Source organism: Serratia rubidaea, assembly GCF_016026735.1.
Taxonomy (GTDB): Bacteria; Pseudomonadota; Gammaproteobacteria; order Enterobacterales; family Enterobacteriaceae; genus Serratia_B; species Serratia_B rubidaea.
The window spans coordinates 3,813,758-3,830,427 of sequence record NZ_CP065640.1; the positions used below are offsets into that span (position 1 = coordinate 3,813,758).

14 protein-coding genes are annotated in these 16,670 nt (G+C 59.9%); 6 read left to right on the forward strand and 8 right to left on the reverse strand.

Annotated elements, in window-relative coordinates:
* The first annotated feature begins 41 nt into the window (after positions 1 to 41).
* A complete protein-coding gene (gene tyrR / locus I6G83_RS17905; protein WP_015672245.1) occupies positions 42 to 1,613 on the forward strand; it encodes a transcriptional regulator TyrR in 1,572 nt (523 codons plus the stop codon).
* A 44-nt stretch (positions 1,614 to 1,657) separates the two neighbouring features.
* On the opposite strand, the gene tpx is transcribed toward tyrR, so the two are convergent.
* Positions 1,658 to 2,161 (reverse strand): thiol peroxidase, encoded by a 504-nt coding sequence (tpx, locus tag I6G83_RS17910; protein ID WP_015672246.1) that lies wholly within the window; start codon positions 2,159 to 2,161, stop codon positions 1,658 to 1,660.
* A 211-nt stretch (positions 2,162 to 2,372) separates the two neighbouring features.
* Here tpx and ycjG point away from each other — a divergent pair, with 211 nt between their 5' ends.
* On the forward strand, positions 2,373 to 3,347 hold the full coding sequence (gene ycjG, locus I6G83_RS17915) for an L-Ala-D/L-Glu epimerase (protein WP_054305012.1): 975 nt from the start codon (positions 2,373 to 2,375) through the stop codon (positions 3,345 to 3,347).
* Here the strand turns inward: ycjG and mpaA are convergent.
* Positions 3,344 to 4,063, reverse strand: coding sequence for a murein tripeptide amidase MpaA (gene mpaA, locus I6G83_RS17920; RefSeq protein WP_054305013.1), 720 nt, complete (start codon positions 4,061 to 4,063; stop codon positions 3,344 to 3,346). The genes ycjG and mpaA overlap by 4 nt on opposite strands.
* A gap of 206 nt (positions 4,064 to 4,269) precedes the next feature.
* On the opposite strand from mpaA, the gene I6G83_RS17925 reads away from it, so the two are divergent.
* Both I6G83_RS17925 and I6G83_RS17930 read left to right on the forward strand, forming a co-directional pair.
* A complete protein-coding gene (locus I6G83_RS17925; RefSeq protein WP_054305014.1) occupies positions 4,270 to 4,620 on the forward strand; it encodes a hypothetical protein in 351 nt (116 codons plus the stop codon).
* Positions 4,621 to 4,788: 168 nt separating this feature from the next.
* On the forward strand, positions 4,789 to 6,420 hold the full coding sequence (locus I6G83_RS17930; protein WP_054305015.1) for a peptide ABC transporter substrate-binding protein: 1,632 nt from the start codon (positions 4,789 to 4,791) through the stop codon (positions 6,418 to 6,420).
* 65 nt (positions 6,421 to 6,485) lie between these two features.
* Here I6G83_RS17930 and I6G83_RS17935 read toward each other — a convergent pair whose 3' ends face one another.
* The gene (locus I6G83_RS17935; protein ID WP_054305016.1) at positions 6,486 to 7,415 is read right to left on the reverse strand and encodes an aromatic alcohol reductase; all 930 of its coding nucleotides are present in this window, start codon (positions 7,413 to 7,415) and stop codon (positions 6,486 to 6,488) included.
* A 134-nt stretch (positions 7,416 to 7,549) separates the two neighbouring features.
* Here I6G83_RS17935 and I6G83_RS17940 point away from each other — a divergent pair, with 134 nt between their 5' ends.
* Positions 7,550 to 8,482, forward strand: a complete 933-nt coding sequence (locus I6G83_RS17940; protein ID WP_054305070.1) for a LysR family transcriptional regulator — start codon at positions 7,550 to 7,552, stop codon at positions 8,480 to 8,482.
* A gap of 37 nt (positions 8,483 to 8,519) precedes the next feature.
* Here the strand turns inward: I6G83_RS17940 and I6G83_RS17945 are convergent, their stop codons facing one another.
* Positions 8,520 to 8,768, reverse strand: a complete 249-nt coding sequence (locus tag I6G83_RS17945; protein WP_015672253.1) for a hypothetical protein — start codon at positions 8,766 to 8,768, stop codon at positions 8,520 to 8,522.
* 258 nt (positions 8,769 to 9,026) lie between these two features.
* Between I6G83_RS17945 and zntB the strand changes: the two genes are divergently transcribed.
* The gene (zntB, locus tag I6G83_RS17950; RefSeq protein ID WP_054305017.1) at positions 9,027 to 10,010 is read left to right on the forward strand and encodes a zinc transporter ZntB; all 984 of its coding nucleotides are present in this window, start codon (positions 9,027 to 9,029) and stop codon (positions 10,008 to 10,010) included.
* Between the two features lie 258 nt (positions 10,011 to 10,268).
* Here the strand turns inward: zntB and I6G83_RS17955 are convergent, their stop codons facing one another.
* The 4 genes from I6G83_RS17955 to nifJ all read right to left on the reverse strand — a co-directional run bounded on the left by I6G83_RS17955 (position 10,269) and on the right by nifJ (position 16,386).
* Complete coding sequence (locus I6G83_RS17955) at positions 10,269 to 10,667, reverse strand: VOC family protein (RefSeq protein WP_054305018.1); 399 nt, start codon at positions 10,665 to 10,667, stop codon at positions 10,269 to 10,271.
* A 144-nt stretch (positions 10,668 to 10,811) separates the two neighbouring features.
* Positions 10,812 to 11,750: a tRNA 2-thiocytidine(32) synthetase TtcA gene (ttcA, locus tag I6G83_RS17960; RefSeq protein ID WP_054305019.1), complete on the reverse strand. Its 939-nt coding sequence runs from the start codon at positions 11,748 to 11,750 to the stop codon at positions 10,812 to 10,814.
* A 344-nt stretch (positions 11,751 to 12,094) separates the two neighbouring features.
* Entirely contained in the window at positions 12,095 to 12,742 is a 648-nt protein-coding gene (locus tag I6G83_RS17965; protein ID WP_072186062.1) for a hypothetical protein, read from the reverse strand.
* 110 nt (positions 12,743 to 12,852) lie between these two features.
* Positions 12,853 to 16,386, reverse strand: coding sequence for a pyruvate:ferredoxin (flavodoxin) oxidoreductase (nifJ, locus tag I6G83_RS17970; RefSeq protein WP_054305020.1), 3,534 nt, complete (start codon positions 16,384 to 16,386; stop codon positions 12,853 to 12,855).
* Between the last annotated feature and the right edge of the window lie 284 nt (positions 16,387 to 16,670).

Consider the following 16,670-nt stretch of genomic DNA (forward strand, 5'->3'; position numbering starts at 1 on the left):
TTATCCCGCGTACGCAAAACCTGCAGAGAAGGCCAATACTGATGCGTTTGGAAGTATTTTGCGAAGACCGGATCGGTCTGACCCGAGAATTGCTGGATCTCTTGGTATTACGCAGCATTGATCTACGCGGTATCGAAATCGATCCTATCGGCCGGATTTACCTGAATTTTTCCCAGCTTGATTTCGATACTTTCCGCGCCCTGATGGCGGAAATCCGCCGCATCGCCGGCGTGACCGACGTGCGCACCGTCAGCTTTATGCCTTCCGAGCGTGAACACCGGGCGCTGCGCGCGCTGCTGGAATCCATGCCGGAGCCGGTATTTTCCATCGATATGAAAGGCAAGGTCGAGCTGGCTAACCCGGCGGCGCTGGCGCTGTTCGCCCTGAACGAAGACAAGATCCGCAACCAGACGGCGGGGCAGCTGATTGGCGGCTATAACTTCAGCCGCTGGCTGGAGAATGAGCACGCCGCGCCGCACTCTGAGCGGGTGGTGATCCGCAGTCAGGATTTCCTGATGGATATTACGCCGATCCACCTGGAAGATGAAAACCAGCAGCCGGACGTGGTCGGCGCCGTGGTGATGCTGAAATCCACCGCGCGCATGGGGCGGCAGCTGCAGAATCTGTCGGTGAACGACGATACCGAGTTTGACCATATCGTGGCGGTCAGCCCGAAGATGCGTCAGGTCCTGGAGCAGGCGCGCAAACTGGCGATGCTGGATGCGCCGCTGCTGATCGTCGGCGATACCGGCACCGGCAAGGACATTTTGGCCCGCGCCTGCCACCTGCGCAGCCCGCGCGGCAAACAGCCGTTCCTGGCGCTCAACTGCGCGGCGCTGCCGGATGACGTGGCGGAAAGCGAACTGTTCGGCCATGCGGCGGGCGCCTACCCGGGCGCCGGCGCGGCAAAGAAGGGCTTTTTCGAGCAGGCCAACGGCGGCTCGGTGCTGCTGGACGAGATTGGCGAAATGTCGCCGCAGATGCAGACCAAGCTGCTGCGCTTCCTGAATGACGGCACCTTCCGCCGCGTCGGCGAAGATCATGAGGTGCACGTCGACGTGCGGGTGATCTGCGCCACGCAGAAAAACCTGATTGAGCTGGTGCAGCGCGGCGAGTTCCGCGAGGACCTTTATTACCGTCTGAACGTGCTGACCATTACGGTGCCGCCGCTGCGCGAGCGTCCGCAGGACATCATGCCGCTGACCGAGCTGTTCGTCGCGCGCTTTGCCGATGAGCAGGGCGTCGCCCGGCCGAAGCTGTCGAGCGATTTGAACAGCTTCCTCAGCAAGTACGGCTGGCCGGGGAACGTGCGCCAGCTGAAAAATGCAATTTATCGCGCGCTGACGCAGACCGAAGGCTTTGAGCTGCGCCCGCAGGATATCGTGCTGCCGGAGTTTGAGGTGGAGATGTCGCTGGGGGATGAGGCGATTGACGGAACGCTGGATGAGATCAGCAAGCGTTTTGAACGTTCGGTGCTGACCCGGCTGTACCGCACCTATCCCAGCACGCGTAAACTGGCGAAGCGTCTTGGGGTATCGCATACCGCGATCGCCAATAAGCTGCGCGATTACGGCCTCAGCAGCCGCAAGCCGGCGGAAGACGCCGACGAGTAAGGACGGAAAAAAGCCCGGATTGCCCGGGCTTTTTTATGCGCGAATTACTTCAGCGCCGCCAGCGCGGCGTCGTAGTCCGGCTCAGAGGTGATCTCTGCCACCAGTTCGCTGTACAGCACCTTGTCCTGCTCATCCAGCACCACCACGGCGCGCGCGGTCAGGCCGGCCAGCGGGCCGTCAGCGATTTCCACGCCGTAGGTCTGCTTGAACTCGGCGCCGCGCAGGGTGGATAGGGTGACCACATTGCTCAGGCCTTCCGCGCCGCAGAAACGGGACTGGGCGAACGGCAGGTCGGCGGAGATGCACAGCACCACGGTGTTGTCCAGGCCGCTGGCCAGCTGGTTGAACTTACGCACCGAAGTGGCGCAGACGCCGGTGTCGATGCTTGGGAAAATATTCAGCACCTTGCGCTTGCCGGCAAAGCTGCTCAGCGCAACGTTGGACAGATCTTTTGCCACCAGGGTGAACGGCTGACCTTGCTCGCCGGCTTTCGGCAGTTGGCCGGCCACGGCAACGGGGTTACTCTGGAACTTTACGGTCTGAGTCATGGTTAGATTCCTTTGACAGGTGTTTATACAAAAGATGTGCACCTAATCGGCGAGCGGCTGACGCTCATTTTAACATTAGGTTCACACCTTGCCGTCAGTCTATGTCAATGCATGGCGCTTGGGTATACAAAATTGGCTAAACAGTTGTATATATTGGCATACCCCTGCGTAGCGCGCTGATATTACGCGTACTATTCAACCAGGAGCGGTGATGAGAAGCATGCGTTTTTACCCACAGGCCTGGCCGCTGCGCGCCGCGTTTGTTATTTCACGCGGCAGCCGCAGCGCGGCCAGCGTGGTGGTGGTGGAAATCGAGCAGCAGGGCGTCTGCGGCGTGGGAGAGTGCACGCCGTACCCGCGCTACGGCGAGAGTGAAAGCTCGGTGCTGGCGCAGCTGGAAGCGATCAGGCCGGAGATCGAACGCGGCCTGTCGCGTGAGGAACTGCAGCAGCGGATGCCGGCCGGCGCGGCGCGTAATGCGCTGGACTGCGCCTTATGGGATCTGGCGTGCCGCCGGCAGGGGCAGACGCTGTGGCAGGCTACGGGCGTACAGCCGCCGCCGCAGGTGACGACGGCGCAGACCGTCAGTATTGATACGCCGGAGGCGATGGCCCGGGCCGCGCTGGAGCTGAGCCGCCGCGGCGCTACGCTGCTGAAAATCAAACTGGACGACCGGCTGATCAGCGAACGCCTGGTGGCGATCCGCGACGCGGCGCCGGAGGCGACGCTGGTCGTCGACGCCAATGAGTCCTGGCAGGCGGAGGGGCTGGCGGCGCGCTGCCAACTGCTGGCGGATTTACGGGTGGCGATGCTGGAACAGCCGCTGCCGGCCGGCAACGATCGGGCGCTGGCCAATTTTATCCATCCGCTGCCGATTTGCGCCGATGAAAGCTGCCATACCCGTGACGATCTGGCCCGGCTCGCCGGCCGCTATCAGATGGTCAATATCAAACTGGATAAGACCGGCGGGCTGACGGAGGCGCTGGCGCTGGCCGCACAGGCCGCCGAGCAGGGATTTACGCTGATGCTCGGCTGTATGCTGTGCACCTCGCGGGCGGTGGCGGCGGCATTGCCGCTGGCGCCCGCGGCGCGCTTTGTCGATCTGGACGGGCCGACCTGGCTGGCGCAGGACGTCGAACCCGGCCTGGATTTTGCCTGCGGCGTCATCCGGCTGGGCGACGCCTAAGGGCGGGATGCCAGCGGGTAGGTCAGCAGCTCAATCATCGCCTCCAGATACTGTTCGCTGGCGGCATCGGCGGAGATGGCCGGCAGTTCGGCGGTGATGCTCGGCAGCGACAGGTCGGCGCACCAGCTGCCGAACGATCCCGGCGTTTCATAGCCGACGCTGCTGACCAGCGGCAGGGCGAATTTGTGCGACAGCCAGACGCCAAGGTGTGAGCTGGCCGGATCTTCAATGCACGCCAGCGGCTCATGAAAAGAGACCACCCAGGCCGGCTTCAGCCGGTGGATCAGATGGCAGAGCGCTTGGGTTTCCGGTTCGGAGCCAGGGCGGCCGCCGGTTGACAGCTTCACCTCCCGCGTCGGCGCGGCGCTGTTCCAGCGGTACACCGTATCGCCGGAGCGCCAGTTGGCGGAGGGAAAATTGCGGTTTAAATCCACGCCGTTGGCGTTGGCGCGCAGCCCGAGCTGGCAGCCGTCCGGGTTGACCGCCAGCACCACATGGTGGCGCAGCGCGGCGGGAGACAGGCTGCGCAAGGCGCAGGACAGGGTAACGACGGCGGCATTTTCATCGCCGTGCGTGCCTGCTATCACCAGCCCGGTGTCCGGGCCGCGCGCGGCGGCGGGAAAATAGAGCAGCGGTGCGCCTAATAACGATTTTCCGTAACTTTCTCCTGCCACGGCCAGCTGGCCGCGTTCACTACGCGGTCGTTGTTGAGTCATGGTGTCGCCCTGTGTCGTCAGTCGGTGAAAATGCATTGTTATTTTATTCAGTGTATTACGCTTTGCTGCGACTTTCCCACTACATTGTTGCCCTGCGGCTTATCTGAGCGGTCGGCGGCGGCGCGGCGTAATGTTCGCTGCCGTCGCCGCCGCCGCTTGTTATACTAAGCAGACAGCCAAGCCGATAATCAGCAAGGAGATTTACTATGCCAGTCGCCAGAATAGTCGCCAGTTACACGGAACACGAGCAGGACACGATCACGCTGTTGTGCGGCGTGGATGATGAGAATCAGATCCGCCAGGGGGAGTGGTTCGGCGTGGTGAAAAACGATGACGGACGCGGGGACGAATCCAACTACCCGTTTACTCTGCATGTGGATTACCAGAAAAACAGCTTCTACCTTGATTACGGCTATGACGACGCCAACGATCGCCAGCTGCAGACCACCGATATTCAGCAAAGGGCGCTGGAGGAGAACGGCCAGTTCACCATCTTTGATGAAGAAGAAGGTGAAGAGTTCACCTACCGTATCCGCACCATCCACCTCTACGACTAAGCCCCGGAGCGCGCCGTCGGCCGATGGTTCGGCGGCGTAAAGCGGGCCGCTATCGCATTTTTGCACCGTCAGCACCGTTTTTCCCACAGCGCCGCCGCCGCCATGATGCGCCGCGGCGCTTTTGGGTATATGATAAAAAATTCAGATGGTTAACGCGGGATAATAACGATGGCGAGAGAAAAAATTCAACGGGGTTTCCGTTTGGCAGGGTGCGCAGCGGCCGCCTGCCTGAGCGTCGGCGTCAGCGCCGCCCAGGTGCCGGCCGGTACGGTGCTGGCGGATAAACAGGAAATCGTGCGCCATATCAAAGATGAGCCCGCGTCGCTCGACCCGATTAAAGCCGTTGGCCTGCCGGAGGCGCAGGTGGCGCGCGACCTGTTTGAAGGGCTGGTGAATCAGGATGCGCAGGGCAATATTATCCCCGGCGTCGCCAGCCGTTGGCAGACCTCGGATAACCAGACCTTCCTCTTTACCCTGCGCAAAGATGCGCGCTGGTCAAACGGTGACCCTGTCACGGCGGAAGATTTCGTCTACAGCTGGCAGCGGCTGGTAGACCCGAAAAGCCTGTCGCCGTTTGCCTGGTTTGCCCAGCTGGCGGGGATCCAGAACGCCGACGCAATCATCGCCGGCAAGCTGCCGGCCGACAAGCTGGGAGTGACGGCGGTGGACGCCCATACCCTGAAGGTGCAGCTGAACAAGCCGGTGCCGTACTTTGTCAGCCTGACCGCCAACTTCAGCCTGTTCCCGGCGCCGAAAGCGGTGGTGGAGAAATACGGCAGCGACTGGACCAAGGTGGGCAACCTGGTCGGCAACGGCGCGTTTAAACTGCAGCAGCGGGTGGTGAATGAGAAGCTGGTGCTGGCGCCGAATGAACACTACTGGGACCATAAACACACCGTGCTGACCAAGGTGACGTTTGTGCCGATCAATCAGGAATCCAACGCCACCAAGCGCTATCTGGCGGGGGATATCGACATTACCGAATCCTTCCCGAAGAATATGTACCGCAAGCTGCTGAAGGATATTCCGGATCAGGTCTACACCCCCGATCAGCTGGGCACCTATTACTATGCGTTTAACACCCAGCGCGCGCCGACCAACGATGTGCGGGTGCGCAAGGCGCTGTCCTACGCCATCGACCGCAAAATTATCGCCGAAAAAGTGCTGGGCACCGGTGAAAAACCGGCCTACCACTTCACCCCGGACGTGACCGCCGGCTTTAAAGCCAAAGAGAGCCTGCTGCAGCAGCAATCGCAGGCGGAGCTGGACGCGCAGGCCAAGGCGCTGATCCAGTCTGCCGGCTATGGCCCGGACAACCCGCTGAAACTGACGTTGTTGTACAACACCTCGGAAAGCCACCAGAAGATCGCCATTGCCGTGGCCTCAATGTGGAAGAAAAAGCTGGGGGTGAACGTCAGACTGCAGAATCAGGAGTGGAAAACCTATATCGACAGCCGTAATACCGGCAACTTTGACGTGATCCGCGCCTCCTGGGTGGGGGATTACAACGAGGCGTCCACCTTCCTGTCGCTGCTGGGGTCGTCGCATGCCGGTAATATTGCCAAGTTCCGCAATGCCGATTACGACCGCGTGCTGGCGGAAGCCAGCCGGCGCACCAGCCCGGCGGCGCTGAACGACGATTACAACAAGGCGGAGCAGATCCTGGCCGATCAGGCGCCGATCGCACCGATTTACCAGTACACTAACGGCCGCCTGATCAAACCCTGGGTAAAAGGCTACCCGATTACCAACCCGGAAGACGTGGCCTATAGCCAGACGATGTATATCGTCAAACATTGACGGGCGTTGTTTCCTCGCTAAAGCGGCCGGTGCGTTGTTACGCACCGGCCGTTTCTTATTGGGGGCTAAATCGATGCCGTAAGCCAGGAGGCAATATCCTGGGTCTGAATCGCATGTTGCGCATTGTAGGTGTCGCGCATTGGCCACCACATGCCGTCACCCCGGGCGAATGCGACGCGATAGCGCAGCATCGGGTCATCCGGGCGTAAACGCAGTTCCTCCAGCAGCGCCGGCAGGGTGAACACGTTTTTGCTAAAGCGCCGTTGCGTCACGTGCTCAACCGTTGCCGCCAGTTGCCGGTATGATGTCGTTTCCCCCGCGACAAAGATGACGTCGTTGACGATGCGCGGCTGATGTAAATAGATGGCACTGGTCAGCCGGCCGATATCGGCCGGCGAGGTGACGGTAACCTGAGTGTCCCATCCCCCTAATGCGTTGAGGGTGTTGGCCGATAAATTGACGACGTCGAATGCCGGTTCGAAGAGGAAGCTGGTGAATATACCGGTTGAAATAATCACCCACTCCGTGGTGCTCTGCGCCCGTAATAGCGTCCGGACATCATATTGTTCATCCCAGACGGGCTGGCCGCTCCCTTTACCGACCACATCGTAATTAACGCCAAACTGCCAGGGGAAGTATCGCCGTACCCCGGCATGCAGCACCGCACGCGTGATCTTGAGCTGCGTACCGGTCCCGGCAACGAACCCCATACAGTTAATCACGGTATCAAACGGCTTAAATATCCTGCTTAACTGTTCAGTCGAACAGGCGGCCAGATCTACGCCGATAAAGGTTGCGCCGGCATCAGCATGTTTTTGATGAGTCGCCGACCGCAGTTTGCCGTGTGTATCGCGGGAAGCGGGCGAAACAATGACGGTAACCGCCCCGTTGCGTTGTGTGACCGCCGGCAGCAGCGCATCCAGTACCGCATCTCCCAGTTGTCCCGCTCCCAGCACCAATACTCGTTTATCTGCGCTCACGTCATGTTGTGGCATTTGCTACCTCACTGCTGGTGTTGATGGAGTGTGGGACAAGTTTACGGTGGTGAGCCGCGTTCGATAAGTCAGCGGCTGTAGGTTAGACTGTTCGTCAATATGGGATAATTGTGGTGCGCCGTCGGGGGGAAAAGGTGGATAGACTGGAATCAATGCGGGTATATGCGCAGGTCGTTGAGGCACAGAGTTTTGCCAAGGCGGCGGAAGTGCTGGGGATGCCGCGCTCAACGGTATCCCGGGTGATTAAGGAGCTGGAAGCTTACCTGGGGCTGCAGCTGTTGCAGCGAACCACGCGTAAGCTCAGCGTGACGTCCGACGGAGAAGGCTACTACACGGAATGTAAACGGCTGCTGGCTGATATCGCCGCCATGGAGTCTTCATTTCCCGGCAAATCGGGTCAACCCAAAGGGCGCTTTAAAGTCGGTATGCCGCAATCCCTGGCCCGGCACTGCATCATTCCCAAAATACAGACGTTCTTGCAGCACTATCCCGAGCTGGATCTCATGCTTTGCTCAAGCGATCAGGTGGAGGACCTCATACGGGAGGGCTACGACTGCGTGATCCGGGCGGGGAGAATTGAGGACTCCACCACGCTGGTGGCCCGTCCGCTGGCGAATTTTAAATGGGTGGTGCTGGCGGCGCCGCAATACCTTGATGCCTATGGCGAGCCGAGGTGTCTGGACGATCTGAATGCTCATCGCGCGGTGGGATACCTTAACCACCGGACCGGACGCACGACAGAGTGGTTTTTTGCGCATGACGCCGCCGTGCGGGCGATCAGGATGCCGGAAACGCTGGTGGTAGACGATACGGATGCTTACATACAGGCCGGCGTACAGGGGCTGGGGTTAATTCGCGTAGCCAGCTATCTGGCGGCTCCCTATTTGCGCAGCGGGGCGCTTATTGCGTGCCTGAACGACGACGCCTTTGATTTACCCTTATCCCTGGTGTATCCGCAGAACAGATATCTGCCTCCCGCCGTGCGCGCTTTTTATGACTGGAGTCAGAGTGTGCTGAGTTCAGCGAACGATTGTTGTGCGGCAGAAACAGAAAACCCGCTGAAATAGCGGGTTTGGGTTCTCACCGGCTCGTCAGATAACGGCGTTAGAGAACTTCTCTCAGGGTATCAACGACAACGCGGCCAGCCATGTCGGTCTGAGTCACACGGTAGGAGGTTGGGTAGGAACGGCGGGTACTCAGGTGGTCATGAACGGAAACCTTGCCGATGGGGTTACCGCCGGCGTCCTTAACGATAAATTCGCTAATCTCTTCCTGACCTTGGTGACGCAGCTGGATATGATTAACCTTCTCCAGCGTATGGCTTTCATCTATTTTCAAATGATCTCTTAACATAACTACACTACCTCCTCGTAGGTAGACGCAAGTATATGCCGATGAAATTTGAGGTAAACCTACTTTTGTTGATTTTTTATTGTTGTTTGGAATTAAAAAGGATGTGCAAATGTTAATGGATAATAAAGGGTAACAATTACGCAGGAAATCGGGGCTTTTCTAGCCGCCTTTGACATCGGTGCTTACCGGCTTCTGCTTTGATTTTAAAAGCATAAAGACTAGACTTTGCGCTAATGAATCAAGATAAGAGGGTAGTGAATGGACGTCATTGACGGCAGCCAACTACACATTGCCGATGCGGTGTACGCCTTTCAGTTGGATGGCAAGGGGGGCGTAACGCCGATCGGCCCGCAGGATAGCATCACCAGTCAGCAGCCTGGCTGGCTGCATCTGGACTATGCCCATCCGGCGAGCCAGCAATGGCTGAGTGAAACGCCGCTGCTGCCGGATTCCGTCCGCGATGCGCTGGCCGGCGACAGCACCCGGCCGTGCGTGGCGCGGCAGGGGGACGGCACGATGATTACGCTGCGTGGGATTAACTTTAACGTTAATTCGCGTCCTGACCAGCTGGTGACGTTCCGCGTGTTTATCACCGATAAGCTGATTGTCTCCACGCGCCACCGTAAAGTGTATTCCATCGATGAAGTGGTTGATGAACTGCAGAGCGGCGTGGGGCCGACCGACTGTGGCAGCTGGCTGGTGGAAGTCAGCGACGCGCTGACCGACCATGCCAGCGAATTTATCGAGGATCTGCACGATAAGATTATCGATCTGGAAGATGCGCTGCTGGATCAGCAGATCCCCGAGCGCGGCCAGCTGGCGCTGATTCGCAAGCAGCTGATCGTGCTGCGCCGCTATATGGCGCCGCAGCGAGACGTGTTCGCCCGGCTGGCCAGCGATCGCCTGGCCTGGATGAGCGATGACGACCGCCGCCGTATGCAGGACATTGCCGACCGGCTGGGGCGCGGCCTGGACGACCTGGACGGCAGCATCGCGCGGACGGCGATACTCGCCGATGAAATCACCAGCGTGCTGGCGGACGCCATGAACCGGCGTACTTACACGATGTCGCTGCTGGCGATGGTCTTTCTGCCCGCCACTTTCCTGACCGGGTTGTTCGGCGTCAACCTGGGCGGCATTCCCGGCGGCGACAAGCCGTTCGGCTTTGCGCTGTTTTGCCTGCTGCTGGTGGCGCTGGGGGCGGGGGTGACCTGGTGGCTGAAACGCAGCCGCTGGCTGTAGCCATCAGGCGGAGAAACTTCGGCAAAACCTGATTAAAGTTGCGCGAAATCAACATTTGCCGCCGGAGAATGCGGCATTATTCTTCTCGCAGGTGAATGCAACGTCAAGCGATGGGCGTTGCGCTCCATAATTGTCTTACTTTCTTATTTTAGAATTACTGCATAGCAAATTTGATTCACACGATGCCGGTGTTTTATCACCGGCATTTTTTTGTCTTTTTTTCACCGCCTCCGGCCGTCGGCGCGTTACGCTGCCGGCTCAGGCCGCCGCTTCATCCCAGAAGCTGGCTTCAATTTTATGCCCGTCCAGATCGCGGACGAAGCAGCCGTAATACTGCTCGCCGTAGTGCGGCCTGGAGCCGGGTGCGCCCTCATCCGTCGCGCCGGCCTGCAGCGCCTGGCGATAGAATTCATCGACCTGCTGCTTGCTGGTAGCGAAAAAACCGATGTGGATGCCGTTACCAACGCCGGCAGGCAGGCCGTCGATCGGGGTTTGCAGCCAGAATTCCGGGTAGTCGCGGCCGTAACCGATGGCGCCATGGTGCTCCAGCACGCGACGGCAGCCCAGGGCGGACAGCACCCGGTCATAAAAATCCGCCGCCTGGTCAAAATGGTTGGTCCCGACGGAGACGTGGGACAGACAGGGGGTAATGTTCATCGGTAAACTCCATATTACTGTATGAAAAAACAGTATAGGGTAAAGCCGGTGACGACAGGCGATTTTTTAGCGCCAAATGTGAGCGGGATCGTAAAGCCAGGCGAGGGGAACGCGCCATCCGTCGGGGACGCATGGCGCGTGAACTTATTTGATTTCCAATACGTTCAGCCGCTCGGGCGCGGCGACGATGTCGTCGGCTTCCGCCGCTTGCCAGCCGGCCGGCTGCAGCGGCAGTTCTTCGCGGTCAAACGCCAGATCGCCGCCGTTCACCACTTCGTCGCCGTGCTGAATGCCTTTGAAGTCAAACAGCTCGGTGTCGCACAGGTGCGAAGGCACCACGTTCTGCATCGCGCTGAACATGGTTTCAATACGGCCGGGGTAGCGTTTGTCCCAGTCGCGCAGCATGTCGCCAATCACCTGGCGCTGCAGGTTGGGCTGCGAACCGCACAGGTTGCAGGGAATGATCGGGAACGCTTTCGCCTGGGCGAAGCGTTCGATATCTTTCTCGCGGCAGTAGGCCAGCGGACGGATCACCACGTGTTTGCCGTCGTCGCTCATCAGCTTGGGCGGCATGCCCTTCATTTTGCCGCCGTAGAACATATTGAGGAACAGCGTCTGCAGAATATCATCGCGGTGGTGGCCAAGGGCGATTTTGGTGGCGCCCAGCTCGCTGGCGGTACGGTAAAGAATGCCGCGGCGCAGGCGCGAGCACAGTGAGCAGGTGGTTTTGCCTTCCGGAATTTTCTCTTTCACGATGCCGTAGGTGTTTTCTTCGACGATCTGATACTCCACCCCCAGCCCATCGAGGTAGGCCGGCAGGATGTGCTCCGGGAAGCCCGGCTGCTTTTGATCCAGGTTGACCGCGATCAGCGAGAAGTTAACCGGCGCGCTCTGCTGCAGGTTGCGCAGAATTTCCAGCATGGTGTAGCTGTCTTTGCCGCCGGACAGACAAACCATGATGCGGTCGCCTTCTTCAATCATATTGAAATCGGCGATGGCCTCGCCCACGTTGCGGCGCAGGCGCTTTTGCAGCTTGTTGAGGTTGTACTGTTCTTTCTGGCTCACTGTTTGTTTTTCTGACATTTAAATCGTGCTCGTTCTCATTGGGTTGCACTAGGGATATGGCGCCGGTAGCGGCCAGTTTACCATTCAACGGACGGATAGGAGAAATCCATCCGCCTGCCGAGTGCTGAAATGCGGTGACGCCCTGACCGCAGAGCATCAACATGGCTTGCGGCATCGGTGCAGTTTGGCGTGTATGGTACGGATTATGGCGACGAATGCCAGCGGGTTTTGCTGCTGCCGGGCGTTCACCTGGCATGGCGGCGAACGGGGGAGGTGTCGACATGAGATGAGATTTATATTGTGGCGTTAAAACCATACGACAGGCTATACGCAGGCCCCATCTATTTTTTGTCGAAACCCGGCTACAGCCGATGAACAAAATGCGTAAAGGCTGTAAAACCCTGATGGATAATAGCTTGGACCTCCCGGTATTCGTCAGCGCTAAAGGGGAGGTCGTCAATCGTGCTGACCGCCGCATTAGCCGCATGGCCGGATTCATGGCTGAGGTGCAGATCGCCGCAAAATTTCAGCGTCAGACCGCTGTCGGCGATGGCCGAACTTAAGGCGGTAAACATCACGTTGCCTGTAGCTTCCATTACTTCAATGACCACCAGACGGATTTTTGCCGGTTGATTAGCGATCATGGCAATGAGTTGATAAGTCAGTTGTCTTGATGCGGCTAACTGCTCTGACCAGAGAAAACGCAGCGTATCGCTGAGCGGCGCGCTGTGGTCGATAGCAAGCTGCTGCAGATCGTGGATAAACCAGGGCCAATGATTGGCGTCTTCGTGAGCATGTTGGTTGACTGCCCGTTCCCATTGGTCTTTGGGCGCGGAAAACGGCAACACGAATTGATTAATATCGGCAAAGCTCATAATAAAGTGGGACATGCGGGGAAGAAAAGATAAGCGTTGTTCTAATGGGCGGGTCCGATCGGTCAGCCGGTAAAAAAAATCGTTGGCAGCAAATTTTTCTTGTTCGCGAGCAATGAGTTCGGATAGTTGATGCATATGACGCTCCAGCAGGATAGGTGGATGTAATTAGTCTGTACGCATTGGCGTAGGAAGGTGAGATGAGGCGGCATAACGGGAAAGGCGCGCCTTAGGCGCGCCCGATGAGGTTACTCGCTGGTGGATCTCTCCGCCTTGCCGGCCAGCAGGCTGAGGAAATCGTATTTCTGCTGCAGTTCCTGCGCCGCTTCCTGATACAGCGCGCTGGCGACCTCCGGCTGCAGGCTGTTAAGACGGCGGAAACGCTGTTCTTTCAGCAGCGTGGCGGCCAGCTCGCTGTTCGGCGGCCGCGAATCCAGCGCCAGCGCCGCTTTGCCTTCCTGCGTGCGGCGCGGATCGAAGCGGAACAGCGGCCAGAAACCGCTGGCGGTCAGCTGTTTCATCTGGTCGTGGCTCAGCGCCAGATCGTAGCCGTGCTCCTCGCAGGGGCTGTAGGCGATAATCAGCGACGGACCGGGATAGGCTTCCGCCTCCTGAATCGCCTTGACCGTCTGGTTCAGCTGCGCGCCTAACGAAATCTGCGCCACATACACGTGGCCGTACATCATCATGCTGACGCCGAGATCCTTACGCGCCTTACGCTTGCCGTGTTCGCCGAACTTGGTCACCGCACCGAGCGGCGTGGCCTTCGACTGCTGGCCGCCGGTGTTTGAATAGCACTGGGTGTCCAGCACCAGCACATTAACGTTCTCCGTCAGGCTCAGCACGTGGTCCAATCCGCCGAAGCCGATATCGTAAGCCCAGCCGTCGCCGCCGATCAGCCAGATGGATTTATCCAGCAGGTGATCGGCATCGTCGGCCAGCTGACGGGCGTCGTCATCGTCAAACTGCGCCAGCCGGGTGCGCAGCTCGGCGATTTGCTGCAGCCGCAGGGCGGGGGCGATATCTTCCAGCCGCAGCCCGTTGACCAGCTCCGCCGGCAGGCGTGGCGCCAGCAGCGTCAGCAGACGCAGGGCGCGCCGGCGGTGCTGATCGACCGTCAGGCGGAAGCCCAGCCCGAATTCGGCGTTATCCTCAAACAGCGAGTTGGCCCAGGCGGGGCCGCGGCCGGCCGCATTGGTGGTGTACGGCGTGGTGGGCAGGTTGCCGCCATAGATGGATGAACAGCCGGTGGCGTTGGCGATCAGCAGACGGTCGCCGTACAGCTGGGTCAGCAGCTTGATATAAGGCGTCTCCCCGCAGCCGGAACAGGCGCCGGAATATTCGAACAGCGGCGTAATCAGCTGCGAGGTGCGGATATCGATGCGCTCAAGCTGCGTCGGGTCGATTTCCGGCAGCTGCAGGAAGAAGTCGTAATGGGCTTTTTCTTCCTCCAGATGCTCCAGCCGCGAAGCCATATTGATCGCTTTGATCTCCGGCTGCTGGCGGTCTTTGGCCGGGCACACTTCCACGCACAGATTGCAGCCGGTGCAGTCTTCCGGCGCTACCTGCAGCACGTATTTTTGCCCGCGCATATCGCGCGCCTTGACGTCCAGCGACTGCAGGCTGGACGGCGCGTGCTCCATCGCCGCCGGCGGCACGACTTTGGCGCGAATGGCCGAGTGCGGGCAGGCGGCGACGCAGTGGTTGCACTGGGTGCAGAGATCCGGCCGCCAGATCGGCACCTCTTCGGCGATATTGCGTTTTTCCCACTGCGTGGTGCCCACCGGCCAGGTGCCGTCCGGCGGGAAGGCGGAAACCGGCAGCACATCGCCCAGCCCGGCCAGCATCGCCGCCGTGACGGTTTTGACAAAGTCCGGCGCGGCGTCGGCCACCACCGGCGGACGCTGCGGGCTGGCGGGGTTGACCGGCCGCAGCGCGATAGCGGTCAGCGCCTGACGCGTTGCCCCCAGCGCCTGCCAGTTGCGCTCGACAATCTCCTGCCCCTTGCTGCTGTAGCTGCGGGCAATGGCGTCCTGTAGCTGCTGCAGGGCGATATCACCCGGCAAAATCTGCGTCAGATGGAAGAACGCCATCTGCATCACGGTGTTGATACGCGCGCCAAGCTGACACTCACGCGCCAGTTTGGCCGCGTTGATAATATAGAAGCGCGCCTGACGCTGCCGCAGCAGCGCCTGCACCTCCTGCGGCAGCCGATCCCAGACCTCATCGGCGTCGTAAGGCGTATTGAGCAGAAAAATCCCGCCGTCTTTCAGGCGTTCGACCATCTGGTACTTATCGATAAACTGCGCCTGGTGGCAGCCGATAAAATCGGCGCGGCTGACCAGATAGGCGGAATTGATCGGTCGTTCGCTGACGCGCAGGTGCGATACCGTCAGGCCGCCGGCCTTTTTCGAATCGTAGACAAAGTAGCCCTGGGCAAACAGCGGCGTACTATTGCCGATGATTTTGATGTTGTTCTTGGTGGCGGAGACGGAGCCGTCGCTGCCGAGGCCGTAGAACAGCGCCTCCAGCGTGGCGCGGGACGGCAGCGGATTGTCGTGCAGCGGTAGCGACAGCCCGCTGACGTCATCGAAGATGCCGACGGTAAAGCGCGGCCGCGGCCGTTCCAGCGCCAGTTCGGCAAAGACCGCCAGCGCGCAGTCGGGGCCGAACTCTTTGGATGACAGACCGTAACGGCCGCCGATCGTCAGCGGCAGGGTGGCGCGCTCGCCGCGGCTGAAGGCTTCGGCCAGCGCGCTCATCACGTCCAGATACAGCGGCTCGGCCGGCGCGCCGGGTTCCTTGGTGCGATCCAGCACGGCGATTTTCTGCACGCTGGCCGGCAGCACCTCCAGCAGGTGCATGGCCGAGAAGGGACGGAACAGCCGCACTTTCACCATGCCGACCTTTTCACCGCGCGCCAGCAGCGCATCGATGACTTCCTCACAGGTGCCGATCGCCGATCCCATCAGGATCGCCACCCGTTCCGCGTCGGGATGGCCGTAATACTCAAACGGCTGATACTGCCGGCCGGTCAGCGCGGCGAACTGCGTCATCGCCTCGCTGACGTGGCGATAGGTTTGCGCGTACCACGGGTTGGCCGCCTCGCGGGACTGGAAATAGGTGTCCGGATTGGCGGAGGTGCCGCGCACCACCGGGCGTTCCGGCGACAGCGCCCGGGCGCGGTGGGCGGCAATGGCCGCCTGCGGCATCATCTGCCGCAGGGTATCGTCGCTGAGCGGCACGATCTTGTTGATCTCGTGCGAGGTGCGGAAGCCGTCGAAGAAGTGAATAAACGGGATACGGCTGTTAAGGGTCGCGGTCTGTGAAATCAAGGCGAAGTCCTGCGCCTCCTGCACATTACTGGCGCACAGCATGGCGCAGCCGGTCTGGCGCACCGCCATCACGTCGGAATGGTCGCCGAAAATCGACAGGGCATGGGTCGCCACCGTACGCGCGGCGACGTGCAGCACAAACGGCGTCAGCTCGCCGGCCAGTTTATACAGCGTCGGGATCATTAACAGCAATCCCTGCGAGGAGGTAAACGACGTCGACAGCGCGCCGGTTTGCAGGGCGCCGTGCACGGTGGCGATCGCGCCGCCTTCCGACTGCATTTCCACCACCCGCGGCGTGTCGCCCCAGATGTTCTGGCGGCCGTCGCCGGACCAGGCGTCCGCCTGCTCGGCCATGGTGGAGCTGGGAGTAATGGGGTAAATCGCGATGACTTCGCTGGTGCGGTAAGCCACCGACGCAACGGCATGGTTGCCATCTGTCGTAATCATGGGAAGTACCTTATTTCAGCGCCATGGCGTTGCGCCATGCGGAAAAAAATGCCCCGGAATCGGGAAAAAAACCGGCAAAAAGGACGTTAAATAAAGTCTAGCAGAGGGAAAATCGCATTCTTTATCACGTTTGTGTGCAGAGGGACGCTTTGGCGGCAGGGGAGTTGTAACCTGATATGTCGCAATAAAAGCACGTTATTTGCTGGCGGCCGCGGCGCGGTTTAACCATAATTTAGCGCTTGGTCGCCATAATGGCGGCGTTGGGTATTAACAGAAGAGTTAGG